We start from the raw sequence: 18,113 nt of genomic DNA, 5'->3' as shown, positions 1-18,113 counted from the left end.
AGCGGTTGGCGCGGTGCGGCGCGACCTGGGAAGCAGATTGTTCGCGATGGTGGCCGGGCCCGAGGGTCCGGCCAATCGAGAGCGCATACACCGCACACCGGGTGATCGGTGGTTTGCCGAGGACCGTCCCATCCGCCGGGTGAACGCGGATGCGTCGATGTTCGTCGGCGGGCTGCGCGCGCTGCTGTTGCAGTCACTGCACCCCCTGGCCATGGCCGGCGTCGCCGACCACTCCGACTACCGCGGCGATCCCTGGGGCCGGCTGCAGCGCACCAGTACATTTCTGGCGACAACCACTTTCGGTTGCGCTGCCGATGCCCAAGCCGCGGTGGACCAGGTGCGTCGCATCCACCGGTACGTGCACGGCGTTGCCCCGGACGGGCGGCCCTATCACGCGTCGGACCCGCACCTGTTGGAATGGGTGCACATCGCCGAGGTGGACAGCTTCCTGCTGGCCCATCAGATGTACGGTGCGGCCCCGCTCGACCAGGCCGGCCGAGACGGCTATGTCGCCGATATGGCCGCGGTGGCAACGGCGCTCGGCGTGCCCGAACCGCCGCGGACCGAGCAGGAACTGCGCGACCGGATCGACGATTTCCGCCCGGAACTGCATGGCACGCCGGCTGCCCGCGATGCCGCCCGGTTTCTCCTCCTGACGCCCCCGTTGCCGTTGCCGGCCAGACCTGCTTACGGAGTGTTGGCCGCCACTGCGGTGGCCATGCTTCCTGCGTGGGCGCGCCTCCCCCTGCTCTTGCCCTACCTCCCGGTGCTGGATGCGACGGTGACGCGCATGGCCGGACGTGTGCTGGTCGGCAGTATTCGCTGGGTCATGACACCGGGAACCGATGTGGCCGAACAGCAATCCGCGCGGCATACCGGGGCGTGAGCCGTTTGCGGTGCTCAACGACCTCTGCGGGCGCCGAAGATCGATCGGCGCCGCGCTCGCGGCACCGTGCCCTGCGATCGCTCGAGGGCCTTTGGCGCCCATACCGGATGGCCCGACTCGATGGCCCGCCGGAACGCGGCTTGTGCGGCCGGCATGTCGCCGTGCTCGGCCCACAACGTGCCCAAGCCGAACTCGGCGGCCGGCCCGGATTCGGTGTTGCCCGAGTCGGCTGCCAGCCGGAAAGCGGCCGCCGCGCGCGAGACCTCGCCCTGCCCGGCCCACAGGATTCCGAATCGCAACGCCGCTCCGGGCGCGTGGTCGGGGTGGCCTGAATCGAGTGCGACCTGATACGCGGTGGTGGCACCGTCGATGTCGCCCAGCCCGGCCCGCAGCATTCCCAGAGCATTCGCAGCCTCCGGCGCGTACTCCGGATGACCCGAATCGACCGCCGACTGGTAGAACGCTGTGGCGTCGGGGAATTCGCCATCCTTCTCGTGCAGCTTCGCCATGTTGATCGCGGCCTTCGGCGCCGCGTCGGCATCCCGGGTTTGGATCGCCAACCGATAGGACGCCTTGGCGCGCTCGACATCACCGGACTTCTCCCGCAGCTGCCCGAGATTGACCAGTGCCTTGGGCATCTGTTCGGGGTGGCCAGAGTCGACCGCGACCCGGTAAGCCGCCGCCGCACCGGCGAGATCACCCTGCTTCTCCAGCAGCAAGGCCATATTGAATACGGCCATGCGCGCGAGCTCGGGGTGATCGGAGTCGATGACGATCTGGTAAGCGTCCGCGGCGCTGGCGGCGTTGCCGAGCGCTTCTCTGGTCAACGCCAGATTGAACGCCGCCGTCGGCACCACCTCCGGATGTCCGGATGCCACCGCGATCCGGTAAGCCACTTCGGCGCCGGCGGCATCGCCGCGGCGTCCGCGCATCCCGCCCAGTTGCAGCAGGGCGAGCAGAATCGACTGCTCGTGCTCGGATTCAATGGCCAGCCGGTATGCCGCCGTCGCGCCGTCCATGTCGCCCTGCTCGTCGCGCAAGTTGCCCAGATTCAGTGCCGCCATCGGTGCGTGCTCGGCGTGGCCGGAATCGATCGCCAGCTGGTAGGCGGCGGTCGCGCCCGCCCTATCGCCCTGACCGGCCAGCATGAACCCGAGGCCGAATGCGGCCGCTGACCCCCAATGTTGGTGCCCGGAATCAATGGCCCACTGATACGCGGCGCTCGCACCTTCGGCATCGCCCGCGGCGGCCAGCTGGCGCGCCAGGTTGAAGGCTGCCGGCGCCGCCTGCTCGAGGTCACCGGAATGCAGCGCCCGCTGGAAAGCCGCCTCGAGGTCGGCGGTGTCGCCTGCTGCGCCTTGCGGTGGCCGGCTCTCGGAAGGGTTTCCAGATCCCCCTCGGTTCCCACTCCCGGGCACGCCGTCGGTCACTGATCTATGCCCCTATGTCTCTATGCCGTAGCCACCGCGGAGGTCCGTGTGGGCAGCTTTCAGCGTGCGGTTGCACAGCGCCACCAGCGCATCGACGTCAAGGTCCGACTCATCGCCGAGTTCCTTGAGAAACGATGCTTCTTCGTCCCGCAGCGCAATCCACTTTCGCTTCCGTTCAATCATCGCCTCATCCTCATCGGCTGGGACGTCGACGGCGTTCTGGAGTTGTTCCTTGCACGCATCCAGCTGCGTCAGCGAGTAGCCGTGCTCGCGAAATTGGCGGTCCCATTCGTCAAGGATCAATTCGGTGAGGTCGCGAACGGGCTCCGCGGCATAGATCATCAGCTCGGCGACTCCGTCGTCGAGACCCAGCCGTGCGCGGAATTCGTACAACTCCCTGGTGGCCGCAGCCCGCCTTCTGCTGATGCTCTCTTCGGTGACCTGGGTTCCCGAAAGTGGCTCTGCGCCGCGCTTGAGATGGAGGATGGCGGAGATGAGGCGCTTCAGGACCGCCTTCTTGTCCTCCCCGGCCCGTTTCTCGTATTCGAGGACCAGCGCGTGGGCCCGGTCCTCTCGCTTGGTTCTGGCGTCGATGCGCTTAGTCCAGACCGCCACCGTCGCGGTTGACAGAACGGACGCGACCGGCACCAGAGTGGTCGTGAGCAAGGTCGTCCAGCTCATCGCACTACCGCCTGTCTTCTCGGCGCCGGCCCTGACGCGTGTCTCCGCTTGTGCATCCGGACGTGCTCATTTCCACGTAGTCCAGTCTGCACGACCGGGCTGTGGGCGACGAGTATTTGTCTGGTGAGACAAATATGTCTCATATGAGATACGATCGTCTCATGACGTCGAATCGTGAACGGGTGTTGCACGCCGCGGCGGATGTCCTCGGCCGGCGGCCCAACGCGACCCAGGACGATATCGCCGCGGCCGTCGGCGTAAGTCGCGCGACGCTGCATCGTTACTTCGCCGGGCGGGCCGCACTCCTCGAGGCACTGAACCAGCTCGCCGTGGCGCAGCTGCGTGAGGCCCTGAAGACCGCCCGTTGTCAGGACGGATCCGCCTCAGAAGCGTTGCAGCGCTTGGTGACCGCGTGCGAGCCGGTGTCCGGATACCTCACGTTTCTCTGCGCCCAGAGTCAGGATTGCGATGCCGACGAGGCGCAGCAGGACTGGGCGGAGATCGACGCCGGGATCAGGGAACTGTTCGAGCGGGGCCAGCGGGAAGGCGAGTTCCGCCCAGATCTGAGTGCCGTCTGGTTGACCGAGGCGTTCTACGACCTTGTCGCCGGCGCTGCGTGGGTCATCCAGGCCGGACGGGCCGCGCGCCGCGACTTCACCCAGATGGTCACCGACCTGCTGCTCCACGGGGTGAGCCGGTCATGACGCGGAGTTGGTTGGCGCTCGCGGTACTCAGCCTCGGAGTGCTGGTGATCGGCGTCGACGGCACCGTGCTGGCCGTTGCCACCCCGCTGATTACCGAGGACCTCGGCGCGACGGTGACGCAGGTCTTGTGGATCGGCGACATCTACTCGTTCGTGCTGGCGGGTCTGCTCGTCACGATGGGCAGCCTCGGCGACCGGATCGGCCACAAGAAGCTGTTACTCTGCAGCGCAACGGCTTTCGCCTGTATGTCGGTGGTAACCGCATACGCGCCAACCGCCGGGGCGCTGATCGGCGCGCGGGCGCTGCTGGGTGTGGCCGGGGCAGCGTTGGCGCCGTCGACCCTCGCGTTGATCCGCGGTCTGTTTCCCCGGCCACGCGAACGCACCGTGGCCGTGGGCGTCTGGGCCGCAATGTTCTCGGCCGGTACCGCGTTGGGCCCCGTGACCGGTGGGCTGCTGCTGGAGCACTTCTGTTGGGGCTCAGTGTTTTTGATCAACATCCCGGTGATGGTCGTGCTGCTCGTCGGCGGTTCCGTCCTGTTGCCCGAACATCGCAACTCTGCGCCGGGGCCGTGGGACCTGCCCAGCGTCGCGCTGGCGCTCGTGGGCATGCTCGGCCTCGTCTACGCCTTCAAGCAAGGTGCCGCCGGCGGGCTCGGGGTCGAGGTGGCAGCGATCGGTGTCGTCGGGGCCGCGGCGTTGACACTGTTCGTCAGGCGGCAGCTCACGCTGCGTACACCGTTGATCGACATCCGGCTTTTCGCCAATCGCGGGTTCTCAGTTGTGGTCGCCGCCAACTTGCTTTCCGTCCTTGGCCTTTCGGGCCTGGTGTTCTTCCTGTCCCAGTTCTTTCAACTGGTTCAGGGATACAACCCGCTGCGGGCCGGGATGGCCGAACTGCCTGCCGCGGTCGGCGCGACCGTATTCGGCCTGTTGGCCGGTGTCGCCGTGCGTTACTGGTCGCAGCGCGCGGTCCTCGCGACGGGGCTGGCGCTCGTCGGTGCCGCGACGGCCTCGCTGACTTTGATCAGCCCATCCACCGGCTACCCACAGCTCGGCGTCGCCCTGTTTGTCGTCGGCGTCGGCCTCGGACTGGCCTTCACCGCGGCGAGCGACGTCATCATCGCCAGCGTCCCGCCAGAGCGGGCGGGCGCGGCAGCGGCGGTCTCGGAGACCGCCTACGAACTCGGCGCGGCGCTTGGCATCGCGATACTTGGTTCCATTGTCACCGCCGCATATCGCGGACTGGCGATTCCGCCCGGTACCCCGGATGCCGTGGCGGCACATGCCCGGGACTCGCTCGCCGGTGCGACCCTGGCGGCAAGGGGGCTGTCCGTCGACCGGGCACAAGGCGTCCTGACGGCCGCCAAGACGGCGTTTACCGACGGGCTGGCGATCGCCGCGGGGGTCGGCTCGGCGCTGCTGCTCGCTTCTGCGGTGGCCGTGTGGCTGCTGCTCAAGCCGGATCCGACGCTGCAACCCGATCAGCCGGCGGCGGGAGGCACGCTTTGCTCGAAGCGGAAAACGTTCGTCGGATCGTAGTGGGCCTTGACCTTGCGCAGCCGTTCGCGGTTGGAGCCGTAGTAATCGCGCTCCCAGTCGGATGCGGGAGCATTGGGCACGTTGACGTAGGCGCCGTCGCCGAAGGGGCGCAGTGCGCGCCAGAAGTCGACGGCCCAGCCCAGAGCCTTCGAGTTCAGTGCGGGGTCGTCCCAGGCCGCGCCCGGCTCGCAGTAGAACAGCGCCTCGCGGTGTGGGAACGCCGACCCCCCGGGCGGAGCGTGGCGCACCGCCCCGCCGAAGCTCGAGCAGAAGAAGTTGCTCGGCGCGCTGGGTGTGTTCGCCATGAAGCGAACGACCACATCGATCGCTTCGTCGGGGAATGGGCGAGTGACGAACTGAGAGTAGAACTTCCAGAACGGGAGATCCGGCCCCCTGTCGATGTTTTGATAGAGATTCGGCCAGGCATCGTTGGTGTAGGTCACCTCGGGTGTGCCGATCGCCAGTAGGGAACGTAGCTCGGCATCCAGTTCGTCGCGTGAGCCGCCGTGCAGCACCGCCGTGAGCTCGACGGCGTCGGAGCCGGCCTCGAGCGCACTGGTCAGGCGCTCGTCGGCGACCGGCGCGTCTCGCTGCCAGGTGCGAAGTATGGCGCCCAGATGATCGTGTCCGGTCCACCTGACGATCGCGAACTCGACGTGGGCGAGCTCGTGCAGCTTCAGCGTGTAGGACGTGGCGATTCCGAAGTTGCCGCCTCCTCCGCCGCGGCACGCCCACAACAGGTCGGCGTTGCTGTCCTCGGTGGCCGCGACAACCTTTGCCGAGCGCGCGCCGTCGGCCACCACGACCTCGGCCGCGAGCAGGTTGTCGGATGCCAAACCCAAACTGCGGGTGAGTAATCCGAAGCCTCCGCCGAGGACCACGCCGCCGAGCCCGACGCCCCCCTCCGAGCCGGTCGGGACGACAAAACCGCGCTTCCCGAGCGCCGCAACCGCTTCCTGCTGCGTGAGCCCGGTGCCGACCACCGCCGTGCGCGCCGCCTCGTCAATCGTGACGCTCTTCATCCGACTCACGTCGACAACCAGGCCGCCGTCGATCGAGGACCAGCCATCGAGGCTGTGACGTCCGCTGCGCGCACGCAGGGCGATGCCCTCCTCGCGCGCCCACTCGACCGCGTTGACCACGTCCTGCGTGTTGGCGCAGAACACGATTGCCTCGGGATAGCGCGAATACAAGCGGTTCCACCCGATTCGCGCCGCCTCGTACCCGGGATCACCCGCGCGCACCACGTCGCCCGTCAGCTTGCTGGTCATTCGGCCACTCCTGAACTCACTGCAAAGAGATCGGCGTCTTCGGGCTCGGTCTCCAGCACGCCGCGGTTGAAGATCGGCATTCCTAGGAAGTCCCATGCCGCGGCGACGATCACGCCGGCGTCGATCAGGCCCGGGGCGTGAGCCTGTCCGGGCACCGTCGAAGCTTCGCCACGTTCCGCCGCCTCATCTTCCGTTGAGGGGTCACTACCGACCCTAGACGCTGCGACGAATTGTTTTCAGCGAACTACCTTTTTGCCCATCGGTAATCGGCGCGTGTCGTCCTTGAACCGAGCTCTCCCAGCCGTGCGGACTGTGGCCGAAGTGACGTCACGCCGCAGACATGCGCCTAGAGTCGAAACGGCGGGCCCGCGAATTCACAGCCGGCCCATACTTGCATCTCTCGCCGGGGGTTTGCGGCGCGATGCTTTCGAGGAGCGTGGCTGGTGAGCGGTTGGATCGTGAGCAATGTGCCGTCGTGGCTGTTATTACTCGGACTCAATGTCCTGGTCGCAGGCGGAGCAGTGCTCGTGCTGACATATGTCCGGCGTCGGTTTCCCGGCCTCAGGGGCGATGAGCGCAGCGAGGTGACGCAGTTCGCCTTCTTGCTGGTGGGTTTCGTGTACGCGTTCTTCACGGGTTTCATCGTCAGCGCGATGTGGGGTGAGACCAATACTTCTGACGATGCGATGCGGGCCGAGGGTACGACCGGGGTACAGATGGCCAACGACGCCACCGTTTTCGACAAGGCCGACGGTGACCGAATTCGGCAGGCGCTGCTGGACTATGAACGCACGGCGGTAACCGAGTGGCCGCTTGCCGCCAACGGCCACGCTTATCCTGCGGCCGGCCAAGCGCTGCAGCGCCTGCGTGCCGCATACGAGGAAGTTCAACCCCGCACCGATACCCAAAAGGCTTCCCTGGCTACCTCTTTCGACTCACTCAACAAGATCGGTCAGGCACGCACAGACCGGATAATCCGGGCCCGCACCGCAAACGGCCTGCCTTGGTCAATGTGGATAGTCTTCTTCCTGCTCAGCGGGCTGGTACTGGGCTGCGTCATCGTTTACAGCGTCGAGAAACCCGCCATTCACTACGCGTTGGTCGCTACGGTGGGCGTGCTGCTTGCCACCGACCTGTTCCTCGTCCTGGAACTCGCTCATCCGTATATCGGCGACACCGCGACATCGCCGGAACCGCTGAACGTGGTTATCCAGGTCCTGTCGGCCCCCGCGGCGTAGCCGCCCGGCCGTCGGTGATCGGCACGCGATCCGGCATGCCGTTTGCCGGGCGATCCCGCCCGAGTGGAGGGTGAATCGCCGATTTCGCTGAACGAGCGTCCGCCAAGTCAAACGCGAGGCTAGGAACGTGCCTGACCGCGGTTTTCGGTGGTGCGCCGTCAGGGTTTCCAACCCCGGACCCGCTCATTAAGGGAACCCGGCCGCCCCACCCGGCGACACGGGACGGCTGCTGACATCGCGAAGCTGTTGTCGTTGGATGCGACGAACGTGCATGCACATGAACACTGCGCGGGCGCCGGCTCGGACTGCACACCGGCGCACTGTCAATTTGCAACAATCCGGCGATGAGCCCGGCAATGGCCACCCAGCAAGCCTATGGCGATCCGTTCCTTCCCGGTGTGCCCAGTGTGCCGGCGCTGCCACCTTTGCCGCCGCTTCCGCCGTTGACGCCGTTGCCACCGTTGCCACCGTCGCCGTATACGGACGGGACGAACATGCCATTGTTCGCAATTCCGGCGTTGCCGCCATTGCCGCCGCTAGCAGCCCCGAGGCCGCTGCCCGCGTCACCGCCATTGCCACCCGAGCCGATGATGCCGCCGCCGTCGGCGCCGGCGCCGCCATCACCGCCGGTACCGGTGGGGGCCGCGCCGCCGTGCCCGCCGGAGCCGCCCCACCCGATTCCAGCCCCTGCCGCAAAGCCCCCGTTGCCGCCATTGCCGCCGGTGCCGCCGGTTCCGGTGGCGGCCCCACCATCCCCGCCGGCACCGCCGCCGCACACGCCCCAGACCGTGGAGACGCTACTCCCATTGCCGCCCGCCCCGCCGGTGCCGCCGGTCCCGGTGGCTGCCCCACCATCCCCGCCGGCGCCACCGTGGAACAGGCCAAACCCAAGCACGTCAAGAGAAAAAAGCAGACCGCCAGCACCGCCGGCCCCGCCCGTTCCAGTGGTAGCCGCGCCGCCCATGCCGCCATCGCCCGCCAGCACTAAGTCGATCGCAGCGATGCCGTAGGAAACGCCGGCACCGCCGAAACCGCCGTCGCCACCATCAGTTCCGGCGCCGCCGTGCCCACCGACACCACCGATTGCGACGTTGGCTAGCAGCGGGCTGTAGGCGTTGCCCAGGCCCCCGTTACCGCCGCCTCCGCCACCTCCTGTGGAAGCATCGCCGCCATGCCCGCCGGCCCCGCCCACCGCGACGAACAGGCTCGTGGCGTTGCCGCCGCCACCGCCGCCACCGCCGAACCCGCTGGTACCCGGACCGCCGGCGCCACCGTCGCCGGCAAAGGCCGCGAGTGCGCCGGAGGCACTACCGCCGTTACCTCCCTGGCCGCCGTTGACCCCGGCGCCCGTGCCGGCGTGCCCGCCGTCACCGCCCAGCGCGACCAACAAACTCTCTCCGCTGCCGCCGTTGCCGCCGAACCCGCTGGTACCCGGGCCTGCAGCCCCTCCGGTCCCGCCGCTGGCTGAGAGCAGGCCGTAAGCGCTGCCGCCGGTGCCTCCGTTGCCGCCGCTGACCGCGAGGCCGGTGCCGGCGCCGCCACCGCTCCCGCCCGCCCCGATGAATCCGACACCGGCACCGCCGGCCCCGCCGCTGCCGCCGCTACCAGTGGGAGCCGCGCCGCCGCGCCCGCCGGTACCGCCTGCACCGGCCAGCAACCCGACGCCATCGGCACCGGCGCCGCCAGCGCCGCCGTTGCCGAGGACAGCGGCACCGCCATCCCCGCCCGCACCGCCGCCGCCCGCGCCCACGGCCGCGAAGCCGTAGCCACCGTTGCCGCCGGCCCCCCCGGTGCCGCCGGACCCGGTGGCGGCCCCACCAACCCCGCCGGGGCCGCCGTGGGCCACGGCGAACCCGACCAAGTCGAAGGCTAAAGCGTCGCCGCCAGCACCGCCGACCCCGGCGACCCCAGTGGTAGCGGCGCCGCCAATCCCGCCAGAACCTCCGAATCCTAAATAGATTCCAACGAGGCCCGAGGAAGCGGCAACGCCGCCGGCCCCGCCAGCCCCGCCGGCAACACCAGCGCCGCCGGCCCCGCCGACGCCGCCGAAGCCCACGCCCACGAGGCTGTTGGATAATGTGTCTCCTCCGGCACCGCCGGCCCCGCCGGTTCCCGTGGTTGCGTCGCCGCCGTGCCCACCAGCCCCGCCCAAGCTAGCGAACAAGCCGTTTGCTAACGCGCCGGAACCGCCGGCCCCGCCGGTTCCAGTGGTTGCGGCGCCGCCGGCGCCGCCCGCCCCGCCAATGGCTATGAGCGCGCCGCCGCCACCACCGGCCCCGCCGGCCCCGCCGTTACCGGATCCGCTTGCGACCCCACCAGGGCCGCCGTTACCACCAAAGCCGAAGAACAGCGCGTTGCCACCTGCTCCACCAGACCCGCCGCCGGTGCCGCCGGCCCCCCCGGCACCGCCATTACCCCACAGCCACCCACCGGCACCGCCTTTGCCGCCCGACGCTCCGGCACCCCCGACGCCGCCCGCCCCGCCGTTGCCGAGCAATCCGGCGGCCCCACCGGCACCCCCGGCCTGCCCGGGGGCACCCGAGCCGCCATTGCCGCCGTTACCCAAGAGATACCCACCAGGCCCACCCGGTTCCCCTGTCCCCGGGGCCCCGTTGGTGCCATTGCCGATCAACGGACGGCCCGCAATAGTAGGGGCATTGATCGCACCGAGCAGGAATTGCTCGAGGGTCTGCAGCGGCGAGACATTCGCCGCCTCAGCAGCCGCATACGCGTTGCCGGCATCCGTCAGCGCCCGCACGAACTGGCTCTGTAACGTCGCCACCTGAGCGCTCAGCGCCTGGTATTGCTGGGCGTAGCTGGAAAATGCCGCCGCAATTGCCTTCGACACCTCATCGGCAGCAGCAGCCGCCAACCCACTGGTCGGGACCGCGGCCGCCGCGTTGGCCGCGGTCAGCGCCGAACCGATATCCGCGAGATCCGCTGCCGCCAGCGCCATCACATCCGGCGGCACAATGACAATCGACATCTGGAATCTCCGTCAACTGTTGTCGGCATGCGCAATAGCAAATGGATCGTACGCCTCGGCTGTGCTCTCTTGAGGCCTTTGTCGGATATCCGCGAGTTTGTCTCAAACCCGGTAAAGCACGCGACGTCGGCGGGTTAGCCGGACGGCTTGATGTCGGCTTAATCTCTTTAAACATGTTCCCCTGCGAGCGCGTCGACCTGAGCTTCTTCGAAACCGCGCCTTATCGATTCCGCAATAGCGTCGACCTGGCCATCACCCCCGAGCAGCTGTTCGAGGTATTCGCCGACGCGGAAGCCTGGCCGCGGTGGGCGTCAGCGATCAAGAAGGTGACCTGGACCAGTCCTCAGCCCTACCATGTCGGCACCACCCGCACCGTCGACATGCACGGCGGCATGGAAGCCAATGAAGAGTTCATGGTTTGGGAACCATTTCACCGCATGACGTTTCGGTTCAACGAATGCTCAAATCAGGCTGTCGCCGCATTCGCTGAAGATTATCGGGTCGAGGTCATCCTGGGCGGCTGTCGGCTCACCTGGACAATGGCGCAAAAACCTGCCGGACCGGCGGTAGTGGGCATGTTTCTGCTCCGGCCCCTGCTGAACCTTGCGCTGCGCCGGTTTCTTGCCAATCTGCGCAGGTACACCGACACCAGGTTTGCCACCAGGGAGCAGCGTTAGGCTGGTTCGACCCGGTAGCGGGCACGACTTGGGGAGCGTGCAATGACCTTCAACGAGGGTATGCAGATCGACACCAGCACCGCATCGTCCTCCGGCGGGGGCGGGGGCCGGCTCGCCATCGGTGGTGGCATCGGCGGGCTGTTGATCGTGGTGGTCGCGTTGTTTCTCGGTGTCGACCCGGGCGGCGTCCTGAGCCAGCAGCCCGTTGACAACCGGGAAGCCGTGGCACCCGGGTTCGACCTGAGCCAGTGCAGGACCGGCGCCGACGCCAACAGATACGTGCAATGCCGCGTGGTTGCCACCGGAAACTCGCTGGATGCGGTGTGGAAGCAACTCATGCCCAACCGCTATACCCGCCCACACCTGCGACTGTTCAGCGGGCAGGTGAGCACCGGATGCGGGCCGGCCAGCAGCGACGTCGGGCTATTCTACTGCCCGGTGGACAAGACCGCATACTTCGACACCGACTTCTTCCAAGTGCTGGTCACTCAATTCGGTTCCAGCGGTGGACCATTCGCAGAAGGATATGTGGTGGCCCACGAATACGGCCACCACGTACAGAACCTACTGGGAGTGCTCGGCCGTGCCCAGCAAGGGGCGCAGGGGGCCAGCGGCAACGGTGTACGCACCGAGTTGCAGGCCGACTGCTACGCCGGCGTCTGGGCACACTACGCATCGACGGTCAAACAGGAGAGCACCGGGGTTCCGTACCTGCAGCCGTTGAGCGACAACGGCAGAAATGGTTCACCGTCGGGTATCAGACCGGCGATCCCAACAAGTGCGACACCTTTACCGTGACCGATTTGGGATAGCCGCCCACCACCGATACGACGGACGGCCCGAAATAAAGTGCAAGTGATGACGGCGACTGCTGGTTGGTCGGATCGTGTCGATGAGCTCACACGGGCTCGGTCTGGGTACAGATTCTGTCCACCGATCGGTGGACACGCCTGTCATCCGATGACATCGGCTGATGGGCGGACACTAGGCGCGCTTCAACTTGCTAGCTTGGCTTCACTTGCTTCGTGTCGTTCTTACGGTATCTAACGTGACCGCGCCCGAGGAGGTGATTCCATGTCCCATGAAATTCTCTTCAGCGAGCGCGAAATCGCCTGCTGCTCTGGAATTTTCTTTAGTGCCGATGAAACCGGGGAATGAGACGCGGTGCTCAAGTTAGGCGACAGCCCGATTTGATCATGAGACTCGATGACTCCCGCTGACTCGCCCACCGAACCGAGTCCCACAGGCCCGGTAACCCTCGACGGCAGCCTGGTTGAGATCTTCTGTCGCGTACCGGCAACCGCCGAGGTCGGTCTCATCGCGGCGATGCTGGAGCCGGCAAGCTCGGTGTTGGATTTGGGAGCTGGTGTAGGACGAATTGCTGACCCGCTGTCCGAATACGGCCATCACGTCACAGCGGTGGACGACTCAGCAGACATGCTCTCCCACGTCCGTCATGCCCGCACCGTCCAAGCACGCATCGAACATCTGCGGTTACCCGAGAGGTTCGACGTCGTACTGGCGGTCAGCAGCCTGGTCAACTATCCGGGTCTCGAATTTCGCCGCAGCTTACTGACGACCGTCGCACACCACCTCAAGCCCGGCGGTAAGGTCATCTTCGAGTGGCGATCGCCAGAATGGTTCGCACAGCGGCCGCGGGGCAGCTATCACAGGTCTGATGGTCAGACGGCGCAGACCATGACGATCTTGAGCAACCAGGACGGGATTGTCTTCGCAGAGTTCAGCCTGGAATACGACGGGAAAAAGTTGACCCAGTCACACCAAGTGCACCGAGTAACCAGCGACGAACTTCGCGCTCTGCTCGCAGAGGTGGGGATGCAGCTGGACACCACGGATCCAGATTCGTCGGAGTATTTGGCGGCCTCGCTGCGATAGTGAATCCGTTGCGGCGGTCATGCCGACGCTGTTTGCTGATTCCCGCTGCCAAGACCGGCCTCACCAGAGTTGATCACCGTGGCACTCAGGGGCACACGAGCAGTCGACCTCGACTTCGGACCTTCCGGGGTTCAGGCTAGTGCACGTAGGCAACGGCGCCATTGTCACGCGTCCGTCGGCCATCATTTGCGAGCTGTCGGCGCCGAGCCGGGCCGAGGTTGTCGTCGTCATACGCGTCGCATCCGGCGGGGACTGACGGCGCCGAAGGGCACACCAGCGTCCGCTACTTGATGGATTCGGCTTGAGCCCCGCAGCGGGATAAACGTTGCGGTGATTATAACAATCATCTTCGGGTCAATTGTGCGGCTATCTTCATGGAAAAACTCCCGAGGGCAACGCCGAGGATAGGGCACATGAATTCATACGTTTTGTCGTCGGCGACATCCCCAACAAACGCCGTACTTTTCGCCGGCCTAGCCGGCCAGCCCTAGGTAAGCGAGTGTTGATCACCAATCCTTACGACTCCTGCTGATCGGGGGATGCAACTGGACACCGAGGAGCCGGCCTCGACGGAATGGTTGACGGCGTCGCTACCCGGGTGAATACGCTGCCACAATCACATCCACACTGTTAGCCTCGTCACATCGGGTGCCGTCGGAGCGCAACAAGACCCGCGCTCGTCGCGCTGGTTCAAACGTCGAGGAAATCACGGAGCAAACGAGCGCGCTGCCTCCGCCCTCAGCACTCCTAGGAGAGGACGCTGGTGTACCCCCAGGGCCTCGGCAAAGTCATGTTTCATGAGGTCAGCAGTAGTTTGATGGGCCGGTTTCGCTGCCGGCCCGGATTTGGGAGTGGTCTTCGGCGTAGGTGACGTCGCGTACCCAGTGCAGTTTGTTCTCGATCGCCCAGTGCCCGCGCAGCCAGCCAGCTACTTGTGCGGCGGTGGCGTCGGTGACATGTACAGGTGATCACTGGGGCTTGTCCAGGTGAAGTTCACGCGTTTCCCAACGCCGTTCAAGTTCCATTCGATGTAGTCGGGCCGTTCAACGCATCCGCGGAACCAATTTTTGACTCTGTTGGCTTCGGTGTAGCCGCGATAATGGGAAGGACTGATAGACCGAAGCTGAATCCGTTCAATTCGACAATTCCGCCCCCGAGCGATTGATCCGCGTGCCACAGGATTGGGTACGCGCCCCAAAAATCCGTGAGGGTGTATTCCAGCTTCGTAAACGGATCGAACTTTAGGCTCTCATTCTCGGGGTCGCCCGCGACGCACAGTCCCAAGCCTTTCGGCCAGACCTTCTTACCCAACAGGTAGTCGACTGCGATCGGTGGGATCGGGCTATGGATCTTGCCCTTGTTCGCCGAAAACGCCTTACCGGCAGCATGATTGAGCAACAATTTGAGTGCCCAGCGTTCGAAATCATCCCCCGAGACCGTGATCTGTTCGGGTCCGCCCCAGTCTCCCGCACCACCCAAGAAGTCCAGTGCGATCCGCCGAACGAAGGTTGCGAATTGCAACGCGGTCGCGTCGGTACCGCTCAACGCGCTATTGTGATTGACACACAACGCTTTGACGACGAAGTTTTTGGGACTCACTCCCGTCGGTATGCCGAAACGGTGATTGCGCATGATCTTAATTTCGGGATCATCGAATGTGTAAAGCTTGATCATCGAATGCGAGAAATAATGCTCACCGGAAATTTTGGTAGAACACCCGCCGTGCAGATTCGCATAACATTTTGGATGTTGAAAGTCGGGATCTTCGTCCGTCACGATAGCGTCCTAGTACACCAAATCTGCGTACCTTCGCGCTCTCGGATGGAATCGCCGTCCGATCTGAACAATTCAACTACAGCGCCGAAGTCTTCGAATTCGTGCTTCTTGATGAAAGCGACCCGCCAAGCATGACCGAATTGGAATGATTCGTCATCGCCGGGAACGAACCAATCACCGATATTGACTGTCTCGATTGGAATTTGGGACACGTCGTTGGGGTTCGGCCGCTTCCACGGATCGTCGCCTTTTCTGCCCGACATAGCCCATTCAAGGTGACCCCTTGATTCGCGGGATTCCTGTGCCTGCGCATTGGAGATCGCACGCCGATATTGGTGTTCGTCGTCGTCGCCACTGGTGTATATCCAGATACCATCATGCTCGGTGCCGAATTCGGCCAATCGGCGGTGGATAGCTTCGAGGCCCTTGTTTTGTTCTTCTAACTGCTTCTCTAGCATCTTAACAAGATCGTGCACAGTCTTGATGTCGACCCAAGTGGTGCCCTTGAATAATTCGGAATCAAGGACTGCTTTTGTGTCGAACTGTTTTCCGTGGCCGTCCTCGTAAGTGACCGATGCGGTGTGCATCAATGGTAGCGTCATGTCCGCGATCACCTGCTCGTACGAATAAGTTTCGCGGGTGTAGCTCGTTTGCGCCTGAATCGTGAGTTTCTGTTCGTCAGTCAATTCGGATTCGGTTTTTCCGGCAAGCGGTGCCGATTTCTTTTGGTGTTCCTTTCGCGAAATGGAGTGATCCCAACCGGTCCGCCATTCTTGGCCGGGCGCAAGTATCGGGAACTTTGGGATGGGAACCTCCGCGAGCTTGCCGTTTGAAAGCAGATTCGGCGTCGCCTTCAGTGGCGGATCAAACGTTGCCTTCACGTGGTAGGCGGGAGTCTTGCCAAAATTCTTTACGACGATCTCGATGAACTGTTTTGTCGATGGATTCAGTTCGGTGTACAACACGACGTTTGGCTGTGCTTGTTCCTCGCGGGTGCGGCGCGCTTCGCGGACCTGCGACCAGGCGAACGCAGCGGCACCGAGTGCGATTGCGACTGTGGCCCACGCGGCCAGCGCCTGCCAGCCCTCCGGCGACACGTGCTTGTGCAGCCACCTGTAGGTCGGTTGGAGCCTGTCGGTCATGTCGAGCGCCGCGACGACGCCCAGGGCGGCCAGTAGTCCGATCGGCCACCAATGCGCCGCTCTGCGTCCGAAGGTCATGTCCGGAATCGTAGGCAGGCGGGCCGACAGATTCGGCCAACGCGCGGGTTTGCTGCCGCGGCATCCTTCCCGCTGCGTAGAGGATCGGTGGAAGATTTTCGGGCCGAAAACGACGAAAGTCGGGCCGGTGTCGGCCCGTTCCGTCTCGCAGAAACACCGCTAGAACTGCGGATTTGAGGAAGTGCGCCGTCAGGGTTTCGAACCCCGGACCCGCTGATTAAGAGTCAGCTGCTCTACCAACTGAGCTAACGGCGCTTGCTCGGCCTGAAACCGGCTCTCGACAATAACAGGCATGCCGTCGCAGAGGGAAATCCCTGGGACGGATCTATGGTGTACACGGGTGATCGCGGGGACACCAATCGGTTCACATGTCCGCGGGCAGTGCCGCTGAGGCACTACAATACGGGAAACAATCCAGGGTCAGCGGTGACCAGATTTTGCGAACAGATAGTGGAAGGTCACTTGATGACGCCTTTGCGCAGACGCCGATCATGGCTGGCTGCCGCCATGGTCTTGGTTGCTGTGTTCGGTGTTGCCTGCAGCAGCGGCCCCAGTGCGCCCGTCGCGGCCAAGGTCATCGAGAACAAGGGCACGCCGTTTGCCGACCTGTTGGTGCCCAAGCTCACCTCGTCGGTCACCGACGGCGCGGTCGGGGTCACCGTGGACGCGCCGGTGACGGTGAGCGTGTCCGACGGGGTGCTGGCGTCGGTCGCCATGGTCAACGACAACGGCCGGCAGATCGCGGGCCAGCTCAGCCCAGACGGCTTGCACTGGCAGACCACCGAACAGCTCGGTTACAACCGCCGCTACACGCTGAGTGCCAAGGCGACGGGTCTGGGTGGCGCGGCGACTCGCCAGATGACCTTCCAGACCAGTTCGCCCGCGCACTTGACGATGCCCTATGTCGTGCCAAGTGACGGCGAGGTGGTAGGCGTCGGGCAACCGGTCGCGATCCGCTTCGACGAGAACATCGCCGACCGCGTCGCCGCCGAGAAGGCCATCAAGATCACCACCAACCCTCCCGTCGAGGGTGCGTTCTACTGGCTGAACCGGCGCGAAGTACGTTGGCGCCCAGAGCATTACTGGAAGCCGGGAACCAACGTCGACGTGGCCGTCAACACCTACGGTGTCGACCTCGGCGAAGGGATGTTCGGCGAGGAAAACGTGAAGATGCACTTCACCATCGGTGACGAGATGATTGCCACCGTTGACGACAACACCAAGATCATCACGGTGCGAATCAACGGTGAGGTAGTCAAAACCATGCCGACATCGATGGGCAAGGACAGCACCCCGACGAACAACGGCGTCTACATCGTCGGCGCGCGGTTCAAGCACATCATCATGGACTCCTCAACCTACGGCGTGCCGGTCAACTCCCCGAACGGATATCGCACCGACGTCGACTGGGCCACGCAGATTTCCTACAGCGGCATCTTCGTGCACTCCGCGCCATGGTCGGTGGGCGCTCAGGGACACTCCAACACCAGCCATGGCTGCCTGAACGTCAGTCCGAGCAACGCAGTGTGGTTCTACGACCACAGCAAGCGTGGGGACGTCGTCGAGATCGTCAACACCGTTGGCAGTATCCTGCCCGGCACCGACGGCCTGGGCGACTGGAACATCCCGTGGGATCAGTGGCGCGCGGGTAACGCCAACGCGTCCTAGTGGCGACCGCAAGCCCGGCGTGGCCGGGTGCGGCGGGTCGTCACCATCGGATCTAGTGGCGACCGCAAGCCCGGCGTGGCCGGGTGCGGCGGGTCGCCACCATCGGATCCAGTGGCGACCGCAAGCCCGGCGTGGCCGG

At 65.1% G+C, this 18,113-nt stretch carries 14 protein-coding genes, 1 tRNA gene and 1 pseudogene; 8 read left to right on the top strand and 8 right to left on the bottom strand.

What is annotated here, in order from left to right; genetic code table 11:
* Positions 1-46: 46 nt before the first annotated feature.
* On the top strand, positions 47-886 hold the full coding sequence (locus tag AC5Y7D_RS02690; RefSeq protein WP_499921698.1) for an oxygenase MpaB family protein: 840 nt from the start codon (positions 47-49) through the stop codon (positions 884-886).
* 14 nt (positions 887-900) lie between these two features.
* On the opposite strand, the gene AC5Y7D_RS02685 is transcribed toward AC5Y7D_RS02690, so the two are convergent.
* On the bottom strand, positions 901-2,316 hold the full coding sequence (locus AC5Y7D_RS02685; protein ID WP_499921260.1) for a tetratricopeptide repeat protein: 1,416 nt from the start codon (positions 2,314-2,316) through the stop codon (positions 901-903).
* A gap of 12 nt (positions 2,317-2,328) precedes the next feature.
* A complete protein-coding gene (locus AC5Y7D_RS02680) occupies positions 2,329-2,997 on the bottom strand; it encodes a hypothetical protein (protein WP_499921258.1) in 669 nt (222 codons plus the stop codon).
* Between the two features lie 161 nt (positions 2,998-3,158).
* Here AC5Y7D_RS02680 and AC5Y7D_RS02675 point away from each other — a divergent pair, with 161 nt between their 5' ends.
* Together AC5Y7D_RS02675 and AC5Y7D_RS02670 are read left to right on the top strand one after the other, a co-directional pair.
* Complete coding sequence (locus AC5Y7D_RS02675) at positions 3,159-3,701, top strand: TetR/AcrR family transcriptional regulator (RefSeq protein ID WP_499921254.1); 543 nt, start codon at positions 3,159-3,161, stop codon at positions 3,699-3,701.
* On the top strand, positions 3,698-5,242 hold the full coding sequence (locus tag AC5Y7D_RS02670) for an MFS transporter (RefSeq protein ID WP_499921252.1): 1,545 nt from the start codon (positions 3,698-3,700) through the stop codon (positions 5,240-5,242). Before AC5Y7D_RS02675 ends, AC5Y7D_RS02670 begins: the two co-directional genes overlap by 4 nt.
* Here AC5Y7D_RS02670 and AC5Y7D_RS02665 read toward each other — a convergent pair.
* Positions 5,185-6,513, bottom strand: coding sequence for an FAD-binding oxidoreductase (locus AC5Y7D_RS02665; protein ID WP_499921250.1), 1,329 nt, complete (start codon positions 6,511-6,513; stop codon positions 5,185-5,187). The genes AC5Y7D_RS02670 and AC5Y7D_RS02665 overlap by 58 nt on opposite strands.
* Positions 6,510-6,668 (bottom strand): hypothetical protein, encoded by a 159-nt coding sequence (locus tag AC5Y7D_RS02660; protein ID WP_499921248.1) that lies wholly within the window; start codon positions 6,666-6,668, stop codon positions 6,510-6,512. The genes AC5Y7D_RS02665 and AC5Y7D_RS02660 overlap by 4 nt, the downstream gene beginning before the upstream one ends.
* A gap of 288 nt (positions 6,669-6,956) precedes the next feature.
* Between AC5Y7D_RS02660 and AC5Y7D_RS02655 the strand changes: the two genes are divergently transcribed.
* A complete protein-coding gene (locus AC5Y7D_RS02655; RefSeq protein WP_499921246.1) occupies positions 6,957-7,751 on the top strand; it encodes a bestrophin-like domain in 795 nt (264 codons plus the stop codon).
* Positions 7,752-8,124: 373 nt separating this feature from the next.
* Here the strand turns inward: AC5Y7D_RS02655 and AC5Y7D_RS02650 are convergent, their stop codons facing one another.
* Positions 8,125-10,737 (bottom strand): PE family protein, encoded by a 2,613-nt coding sequence (locus AC5Y7D_RS02650; protein WP_499921244.1) that lies wholly within the window; start codon positions 10,735-10,737, stop codon positions 8,125-8,127.
* A gap of 173 nt (positions 10,738-10,910) precedes the next feature.
* Here AC5Y7D_RS02650 and AC5Y7D_RS02645 point away from each other — a divergent pair, with 173 nt between their 5' ends.
* The 3 genes and pseudogenes from AC5Y7D_RS02645 (at position 10,911) to AC5Y7D_RS02635 (ending at position 13,310) form a co-directional block, all read left to right on the top strand.
* Positions 10,911-11,414, top strand: a complete 504-nt coding sequence (locus tag AC5Y7D_RS02645) for an SRPBCC family protein (RefSeq protein WP_499921696.1) — start codon at positions 10,911-10,913, stop codon at positions 11,412-11,414.
* Positions 11,415-11,456: 42 nt separating this feature from the next.
* A pseudogene (locus AC5Y7D_RS02640) lies at positions 11,457-12,226 on the top strand (neutral zinc metallopeptidase).
* A 394-nt stretch (positions 12,227-12,620) separates the two neighbouring features.
* Complete coding sequence (locus AC5Y7D_RS02635) at positions 12,621-13,310, top strand: class I SAM-dependent methyltransferase (RefSeq protein WP_499921241.1); 690 nt, start codon at positions 12,621-12,623, stop codon at positions 13,308-13,310.
* A gap of 1,014 nt (positions 13,311-14,324) precedes the next feature.
* Here the strand turns inward: AC5Y7D_RS02635 and AC5Y7D_RS02630 are convergent.
* From AC5Y7D_RS02630 to AC5Y7D_RS02620, 3 genes are all read right to left on the bottom strand, one after another.
* Positions 14,325-15,086, bottom strand: coding sequence for a hypothetical protein (locus AC5Y7D_RS02630; RefSeq protein ID WP_499921239.1), 762 nt, complete (start codon positions 15,084-15,086; stop codon positions 14,325-14,327).
* Positions 15,083-16,306 (bottom strand): DUF8453 domain-containing protein, encoded by a 1,224-nt coding sequence (locus AC5Y7D_RS02625; RefSeq protein ID WP_499921236.1) that lies wholly within the window; start codon positions 16,304-16,306, stop codon positions 15,083-15,085. The genes AC5Y7D_RS02630 and AC5Y7D_RS02625 overlap by 4 nt, the downstream gene beginning before the upstream one ends.
* A 182-nt stretch (positions 16,307-16,488) precedes the next feature.
* Positions 16,489-16,561: transfer RNA gene (locus tag AC5Y7D_RS02620), tRNA-Lys, on the bottom strand.
* A 210-nt stretch (positions 16,562-16,771) separates the two neighbouring features.
* On the opposite strand from AC5Y7D_RS02620, the gene AC5Y7D_RS02615 reads away from it, so the two are divergent.
* Positions 16,772-17,974: a L,D-transpeptidase gene (locus tag AC5Y7D_RS02615; protein ID WP_499921234.1), complete on the top strand. Its 1,203-nt coding sequence runs from the start codon at positions 16,772-16,774 to the stop codon at positions 17,972-17,974.
* Positions 17,975-18,113 lie beyond the last annotated feature (139 nt).

It is taken from the genome of Mycobacterium sp. NGS49 (assembly GCF_059812565.1).
This window is presented reverse-complemented; position numbering and strand designations above follow the sequence as displayed.